Genomic DNA, 755 nt, shown 5'->3' on the forward strand with positions numbered 1-755 from the left:
AAAAGCTAGCAGGTCCTATTGGAGCAGAGGATATCACGGTCGATCGAGTGCAAAAGCTGGCTTATATTTCAGCCGATGACCGTCGCCAGGCTTTTTTGGATAAAGACTTAAAGTCCTATGAAAACGGTGGTATTTGGACTCTGGATCTCAGTGATCCAAACTCGAAACCAAAGCAGTTGATGGTCAAAATGAAAGGGGCTTTTCATCCTCATGGAATTGCTCTGCGCTTTGAACAACAAGATGGCGTTCAGGGAAAGGCGATAGAGCTCTATGCGGTAAATCATCTTGATATGCAGACACATGAGATTGATGTATTTAGCATTCTTCCTGATGGTAACTTAAAGCTACGCCGACGTATTCCATTTCCAGAGTTAATCTCGCCTAATGATATCGCTGTTGTGGGGAAAGACCGTTTCTTTGTATCAAACGATCATGGCAACCCGCGTCATAGCGTGATGGAGATTGTAGAGGACTATGCCGGGCTGGCGTTGTCTTCGCTGGTATATTTTGATGGAGAGCAGGGGCATACAGTGATCGATGGCCTTCGTTATACGAATGGGGTGACTTTGTCTGCAGACCAGAAAACCCTGTTTGTAGCTGAAACCACAGCGAATCAAGTGTCTCGCTATATGAAAGGACAGGATATGCTGTCCTGGCACTTAATTGATACGGTTTACATCCCCATGGCTGTTGATAATCTTGAGTGGTTGGATGATCAACACCTGCTCACAGCCGGTCATCCGAAAGTCTTTGAG

At 45.7% G+C, this 755-nt stretch carries 1 protein-coding gene; it reads left to right on the forward strand.

What is annotated here, in order from left to right:
- Positions 1–755, forward strand: a 755-nt coding sequence (locus A3766_RS26980) for an SMP-30/gluconolactonase/LRE family protein (RefSeq protein ID WP_068643338.1), incomplete at both ends; no start/stop codon positions are given.

The sequence above is a fragment of the Oleiphilus sp. HI0132 genome, from assembly GCF_001635845.1.